The organism is Actinomadura harenae, from assembly GCF_003696215.1.
Classification (GTDB): Bacteria; Actinomycetota; Actinomycetes; order Streptosporangiales; family Streptosporangiaceae; genus Spirillospora; species Spirillospora harenae.
Map to the genome: position 1 here is coordinate 1 of NZ_RFFG01000205.1, position 6,722 is coordinate 6,722.

The following is a 6,722-nucleotide window of genomic DNA, read 5'->3' on the forward strand; positions in this document are numbered from 1 at the left end:
GCGGCAGGTCGCCGCGGGAGCGGCGCCGGTCCGCGGGGGCGAGGGGGCCGCGGCCGTTCAGGACGGTCGCGGCACGGCGGGCGCCGGGGTCGACGGCGAGCCAGGTGCCGCCGGCCTGGAGGTCGCGGCCGCCGAGCAGGCGGGGACGGTCCGGCCAGTGGCGTCCGGGGGGCTCCCAGGCGCGGGCGAGGAACTCGTCCCGGACGCCCACGAGGAGCACCGGGACCGGGGAGGCGGGGTCCACGCTGACGATCGCCGTACACATGGGGCCCATTGGAGCATTCGGCCCCAAGGGCGGTTAAAGCGGGGGCCAGGGAACGGCGGGCCAGTCCTCCGGCGGGTAGGGGTGGATGCGGTGCTTGAGCATCAGCTCGACCCGGCGGCGCGTCGCGTCCACCTCCTCGGCGGTCAGCAGCGCGCCGAGCCTCTCGCCGAGCCGCCCGGACCGCATCGCCGTCTCGACCCGGCCGAGCGCGTCGAGCGCCTCGGGGGTCAGCGGCTTGCCGCGCCACTGCCACAGCACGGTGCGGAGCTTGTAGTCGACCGAGAAGCACACGCCGTGGTCGCAGCCGTAGACGTGCCCGTCGCCCGGCGGGAGCAGGTGCCCGATCTTGCGGTCGGCGTTGTTGACGACCGCGTCGAACACCGCCATCCGGCGGATCGCGTCGATGTCCGACCGGGACAGCGCCACCAGGTCGGTGTCCGGGTCGGGCTCGACCCACAGCTGCACCATGCCGACGCCGTACGGGCCGTCGCGGTGCACCGTCGGCGGGACGGTGTTCCAGCCCATCGCCTGCGACACCTCGTAGGCGGCGACCTCGCGCTCGGCGAGCGTGCCGTCCGGGAAGTCCCAGAGCGGGCGCTCCCCCGCGACGGGTTTGTAGACGCACGCGGCACGCACCCCGTCCCGCTCGACCGAGCAGTACAGGGTCGCGTTGGACGCCTGGACGAGGCGTCCCTCGACGGTGAGCGTCCCCTCGGTCAGCAGCCGCTCGGCGGCCTCGGTGTCCCGGGGTGACACGCCCCGGGCGCCGGCGGACCCCCCGCGGTCGTCGTCGGCGGGCGTGCGCCCCCGTGAAGCCTGCGTCATGGGTCCATTCTCCCGGGCCCGGCGGCCATGATCCAGCAGCGGACGGCCCGGATCCGCGCCGGGGGCGGGACGACGCGGGGGCCGGTGGGCGTCCCGGCGGGCGTCACCCCAGGTAGCCGTTCTGCCGGGGGCAGACGTGGCCCTCGGCGGACAGCGGCAGGCCGCACAGCGGGCAGGGCGGGCGGCCGGCGGCGACGACCTTCAGGGCGCGCTCGGCGAACGCGCGGGCCTGCGCGGCGCTGATCCGCACCCGCAGCACCGCGATCGCCGGGTCGGGCTCGCCGACCTCGGCGTCGTCGTCCTCGTCGCCGGTGGCCTCCTGCGCCTCGATGACGACCCGCTCGTCCTCGGGGTCCCAGGCGAGGGCCATGGTGCCGACGCGGAACTCCTCCTCCACCGGCTCGTCGAGGGGTTCGTCGTCGTGCAGGGCGTCGGGGGTGACGGCGGGGACGTGCGCGGTGCCGCCGCTCTGCCGCAGCACCTCGTCCAGCAGTTCCGACAGCCGCTCGGCCAGCAGGCTGACCTGGAACTTCTCCAGGCCGACGCTGGTGACTCGGCGGCCCTCCCGGGCCTGCAGGAAGAACGCGCGGCCGCCGGGTTCGCCGACGGTCCCGGCGACGAAACGGTCGGGCAGTTCGTAGGAGATGACCGGCATGACACCAGACCCTACGCGCCGCCGCCGACGGGCGCGTCACCCTCCCGGCCTGGCGCGTCGCCCGCGGGCTTCGGCAGCAGCGTGGCGACCTCCCCGCCGGTGTCGTTCAGCCGGACGAGGAACGGGCGCAGCTCGGTGTAGCGGATCGCGGTGAGGGACGCCGGGTCGGCCTGGATCCGCTGGAACTGGTCGAGGTGCAGGCCGAGCGCGTCGGCGACGACCGCCTTGATGATGTCGCCGTGGCTGCACACCAGGTAGACGGCGTCCGGGCCGTGCTCGGCGGCGATCCGGGCGTTCCAGTCGCGGACGGCGGCGACCGCGCGGCGCTGGGCGTCGGCGAGGGCCTCGCCCGCCTCGCCGGGGAACACCGCGGCGCTCGGATGCGCCTGGACGACCTTCCACAGCGGTTCCTCGGCGAGTTCCTTCAGCGGGCGGCCCGTCCAGTCGCCGTAGCGGACCTCGCCGAACCGGTCGTCCACCTCGATCTTCTCGACGCCGGTGCGCGCGGCAACGGCCTCGGCGGTCTGCAGGCAGCGGTCGAGGGGGCTGGACACCACGGCGGCCAGCGGCGTCCCGGCGAGGCGTCCGGCCAGGTCACCGACCTGCGCGCGGCCGTGGTCGTCCAGGCCGAGGCCGGGGGTCCAGCCGGCCAGCACCGGTCCGGTCAGCGCGGTGCGGCCGTGCCGCACGAGCAGAAGGGTGGTCACAGCGAGCACTCTACGAGAGGCGGCTTTCCCCGCGAAGCCCGCGAATAGTTCCCTGTTTGCGCAACAATGCCCCGCATGATCGTGGACATGGCCATCTACACCGACAAGGGTCGCACCGATATCGACGGCGATATCAGCGACGCGTTCGACGCCGCCCGGGACCAGGGCGACTGCTTCCTCTGGATCGGCCTGTTCGAGCCCAGCGCCGAGGAGTTCGAGCTCGTCCGGGACGAGCTGATGCTGCACCCGCTCGCCGCCGAGGACGCGGTGTCGGCGCACCAGCGGCCCAAGCTGGAGCGCTATGACGACACCCTGTTCGTCGTCCTGAAGACGCTGGCGTTCAACGAGGCGACCGCCGACATCGGGATCGGCGAGATCATGCTGTTCGTCGGCCGCGACTTCGTGGTGACCGTCCGGCACGGCGCGGGGAACCCGCTCGGCCCGGTGCGCAAGCGGCTCGAGTCGGACGCCGAGATGCTGCGCCACGGGTCGACCGCCGTCCTGTACGCGGTGTGCGACGAGGTCGTGGACCGGTACGGGATCGTCGCGCACGAGGTCGAGCGGCAGATCATCGACCTGGAACGCGCCGTCTTCGACCCGCACGCGGCGGACGTGACCGAGCGGATCTACTCCCTCAAGCGCGAGGTGCTGGAGTTCCGCGGCGCCGAGGACCCGCTCGTGCCCGTCATGGAGGAGATCGCGCGGGGCCGGGTCACCGAGTGCCACGACGTCCGCGAGTACTTCCGGGACGTCCTGGACCACCTGCTGCGCGTCGACACCCAGGTGGACGCGCACAACGAGCTCCTCAACAGCGTCCTGAGCGCGCACCTGGCGCTGCTCGGCCAGCGGCAGAACGACGACATGCGGAAGATCTCGGCGTGGGCCGCGATCGTCGCCGTGCCGACGGCCATCGCGGGCATCTACGGGATGAACTTCGAGCACATGTGGGAGCTGCGCACCCGGTACGGCTATCCGGTCGCGCTGGCCGTGATGGCCACCATCTGCGTCGTGCTGTTCCGCATCCTCCGCCGCAACCGCTGGCTCTGAGCGGGCCCCCGCCCGCCGCCTCGCCGGGCCCCCAGAATTTCCGGAAATTTCTGGGGGTTACCGGCTAGGCAGGCGGGGCCGCCGGGCGGACCATGAGGGGACAGCGAGTCCTCTCCGGGAGTCAGGAATGGCGGCACCGATCGAGACCAAGGTGAAGGCGGCCAGCGGAGCGAGTCTGGTCGCGGGGTTCGTCGTCGGGTGGCTGGTGTTGAAGCTGCCCGCGCTGTCGTCGATGGCCGCGCCCCTCCAGGCGCTGGTCACGGCGGCCGTCACCGCGGGGTTCACTTTCGTGGCGGGATGGCTCGCCAAGCACACCCCGCGGATGGAACAGTCCGCCGGGACGGGCGGCCAGTCCCCGGTGGCTCCCCCGCCAGCGCCTCCGGAGCCCCCTCCGGCCACACCCCCGACCGCGCCGCCATCTGCGGGCTGAGCTGCGAATTTACGGGGCGTCTCGGCGAGATGGCCGCATCCGGCCACGTATTGTGATCTGCTGATTACGCTTGGTAAGAACAGCAGCGTCCAACCTTTCAAGGGGAGGAGCGAAATGCTCTCCAAGCTCATAGTCACCACGGTCGCCGCGGGTGCGCTGGTCGCCGGTCTGTCCGGCCCGGCCCTCGCCACCAGCGCCCCCGCGCCCGCGCCGGCGAGCGCGCCGGCCCTGGTCGCGACGCCGGGCCAGTCGTCGACGCAGCTCAACTACTGCCGGTGGTACCGCCACCACCGCCACTGCTACCGGCACCACCACCGCCATCACCACCACCGCGGTTACTGATCCGTGAGTCGGTGATCGCCTGAAACAGCACCGCCCTTCCCCGGGGGGAACCCAGGGAAGGGCGGTGTCATGTTCCGCGAGTGTTCACCCGCCGTTCAGGGCCCGCGGCCCGCCGGAGCGGCGATTCGGGGGGCGCGGGCGGGCGGGCGGGGTCAGGTGGCGGAGATCGCGCCGGCGGCCAGCAGGCCGATCAGGGCGCCGCCCAGCGCGACCCGGTAGTACACGAAGATCATCATCGAGTGGCGGGTGAGGTACTTGAGCAGCCAGGCGATGCAGCCGTACCCGACCACGAACGACACCACGGTCGCGATGATCGTCGGCGTCCAGGAGAGCCCGCCATCGAACGCCTTGCGCAGCTCGAACAGGCCGGACAGCACCACCGCGGGGATCGACAGCAGGAACGAGTACCGGGCCGCGGCCTCACGCGTGTAGCCGAGGAACAGCGCGCCGGTCATGGTCGAGCCCGACCGGGACGAGCCGGGGATCAGCGACAGGCACTGGAAGCCGCCGATGATCAGGCCGTCCCGCAGGTTGAGGTCGGCGACCTCCCGCTTCCGGGACCCCGCCCACTCGGCGATCATCAGCACCAGGCCCATGATGATCAGCGAGGACGCGTTCAGCCACAGGTTCCGGGCGCCCTTCTCCACGAAGTCCTTGGTGGCCAGGCCGATCACCGAGATCGGGATGGTGCCGAGGCCGATGTACCAGCCCATCCGCGCGTCCATGGTGGGGCGCAGGTCCGGGGTCCACAGGCTCCTGGTCCAGGTGCTGATGATCTTCACCAGGTCGCGCCAGAAGTAGATGATGACCGCGAGCATGGTGCCGAGCTGGATCACGGCGGTGAAGGCCGCTCCGGGGTCCTCCCAGCCGAGCAGCTTGGGGACGATCAGCAGGTGGCCGGAACTGGAGATCGGCAGGAACTCCGTGAGGCCCTGGACGATGCCGAGCACGGTCGCTTCGACGACGTTCACGGTCGGTGGTTTCCCCTCGGGGCGAGCGCGGGATGGCGAGCGCGGGATGGCGGGGTCGGCCGGGCGGGACGGCGGATGCGCCGTGTCCGTCGACGGCGTCCCGGGCCCGATGACCGGGCCCCTCCGAAGGTTAGCGGTCGCCCGGACCGGCCCGGCCGGGCCCGCAGCGGAGCGGATACCCTCACCCATCATGAAGGAGCGTCACGTCGGCCGGAGCGGCCTCGTCGTCTCCCGTCTCGGGCTGGGCACCATGACCTGGGGGCAGGACACCGAGCCCGACGAGGCGGCGGCGCAGCTGATCGCGTTCGCCGACGCCGGCGGCACCCTCGTCGACACCGCCGACGTCTACAGCGACGGCGACGCCGAGCTGATCCTCGGCCACCTCATGCGCGAGACCGTCGACCGCGACGACCTGGTCGTGTCGACGAAGGCCGCGATCCGGCCGGACGGCCGCTACGACGGGTCCCGGCGGCACCTGCTGTCGGCGCTCGACGCGTCCCTGGAGCGGCTGGGCGTCGAGTACGTGGACCTGTGGCAGCTGCACGTCTACGACCCGTCCACGCCGCTGGAGGAGACCCTCGGCGCGCTGGACGAGGCGGTCGTGTCCGGCCGCGCCCGCTACGTCGGCGTCGCGAACTTCGCGGGCTGGCAGGCCGCCAAGGCCGCCGCGTGGCAGCGGGCCTGGCCGGGACGCGCGCCCGTGGTGGCCGTCCACGCCGAGTACTCGCTGCTGAACCGCGACCCCGAGCGCGAGCTGATCCCCGCCGTCCGGGACGCCGAGGCCGGGCTGCTGCCGTGGTCGCCGCTCGGGCGGGGCGTCCTGACCGGCAAGTACCGCACCGGCGTCCCGGCCGGGTCGCGGGCCGCGTCCGCGCACTTCGCCGAGTTCGTCCAGCCGTTCCTGGACGAGGAGTCCGCCCGGATCGTGGAGTCGGTCGTGACCGCCGCCGAGGGCCTCGGCACGACGCCGCTCGCGGTCGCGCTCGGCTGGGTCCGGGACCGTCCGGGCGTGGCCGCGCCGATCGTCGGGGCGCGGACCGCCGGGCAGCTCGGCCAGGCGCTCGCGAGCGAGGCGCTGACGCTGCCGGACGAGATCCGCCGCGCCCTCGACGACGTCTCGGACATGGCGGCGTCGCACTGACCCCCGCCAGGCCGCCGCGCGTGCGGCACCGGCACCGGCATCGGCACCGCGTCAGCGTGGCTCGGTTCGCGCGGACGGGCCGGGCGTGGCACGCTCGGAACGGTCTGCGGCCGCGCCGCCGGCCGCCATCCGTCCAGACTCTGACCAGCCATCCGGGAAGACCGTGAGCGACACCTCCGCCGAGAACTCCGCCGAGAACTCCGAGACCGCACCCTCCTCGAACCCCGCAGCCGCCTCGAGCCCCGCCCCCGCCGCCGACGCGGCGGACACGGCGGCCGAGACCGCGGCGCTGACCGCGCTGTTCGAGGGGGCCGGGGTGCCGGCCTCGCTCGCGCCGCG

At 73.3% G+C, this 6,722-nt stretch carries 9 protein-coding genes; 4 read left to right on the forward strand and 5 right to left on the reverse strand.

The genetic code is table 11. The annotated features are described in order from the left end of the window. From EBO15_RS42305 to EBO15_RS42320, 4 genes are all read right to left on the reverse strand, one after another. A partial coding sequence (locus tag EBO15_RS42305; protein ID WP_147481904.1) for an NRDE family protein occupies positions 1-265 on the reverse strand: 265 nt, incomplete at its 3' end. 33 nt (positions 266-298) lie between these two features. Next, complete coding sequence (locus tag EBO15_RS42310) at positions 299-1,090, reverse strand: SCO1664 family protein (RefSeq protein ID WP_122200070.1); 792 nt, start codon at positions 1,088-1,090, stop codon at positions 299-301. 103 nt (positions 1,091-1,193) lie between these two features. After that, positions 1,194-1,745 carry a DUF3090 domain-containing protein gene (locus tag EBO15_RS42315; protein WP_122200071.1) on the reverse strand — a complete coding sequence of 184 codons (552 nt, stop codon included), beginning with the start codon at positions 1,743-1,745 and terminating at the stop codon, positions 1,194-1,196. An 11-nt stretch (positions 1,746-1,756) separates the two neighbouring features. After that, positions 1,757-2,452: a histidine phosphatase family protein gene (locus EBO15_RS42320; RefSeq protein WP_122200072.1), complete on the reverse strand. Its 696-nt coding sequence runs from the start codon at positions 2,450-2,452 to the stop codon at positions 1,757-1,759. Between the two features lie 75 nt (positions 2,453-2,527). On the opposite strand from EBO15_RS42320, the gene corA reads away from it, so the two are divergent. The 3 genes from corA (at position 2,528) to EBO15_RS42335 (ending at position 4,271) form a co-directional block, all read left to right on the forward strand. Then, positions 2,528-3,499 (forward strand): magnesium/cobalt transporter CorA, encoded by a 972-nt coding sequence (gene corA, locus EBO15_RS42325; protein ID WP_122200073.1) that lies wholly within the window; start codon positions 2,528-2,530, stop codon positions 3,497-3,499. Between the two features lie 127 nt (positions 3,500-3,626). Then, positions 3,627-3,929 (forward strand): hypothetical protein, encoded by a 303-nt coding sequence (locus EBO15_RS42330; RefSeq protein WP_122200074.1) that lies wholly within the window; start codon positions 3,627-3,629, stop codon positions 3,927-3,929. 114 nt (positions 3,930-4,043) lie between these two features. Next, entirely contained in the window at positions 4,044-4,271 is a 228-nt protein-coding gene (locus EBO15_RS42335) for a hypothetical protein (RefSeq protein ID WP_122200075.1), read from the forward strand. Positions 4,272-4,423: 152 nt separating this feature from the next. Here the strand turns inward: EBO15_RS42335 and EBO15_RS42340 are convergent, their stop codons facing one another. Beyond that, positions 4,424-5,242: an undecaprenyl-diphosphate phosphatase gene (locus EBO15_RS42340; RefSeq protein ID WP_122200076.1), complete on the reverse strand. Its 819-nt coding sequence runs from the start codon at positions 5,240-5,242 to the stop codon at positions 4,424-4,426. A gap of 190 nt (positions 5,243-5,432) precedes the next feature. Between EBO15_RS42340 and EBO15_RS42345 the strand changes: the two genes are divergently transcribed. Then, positions 5,433-6,383, forward strand: a complete 951-nt coding sequence (locus tag EBO15_RS42345) for an aldo/keto reductase (protein ID WP_122200077.1) — start codon at positions 5,433-5,435, stop codon at positions 6,381-6,383. Positions 6,384-6,722 lie beyond the last annotated feature (339 nt).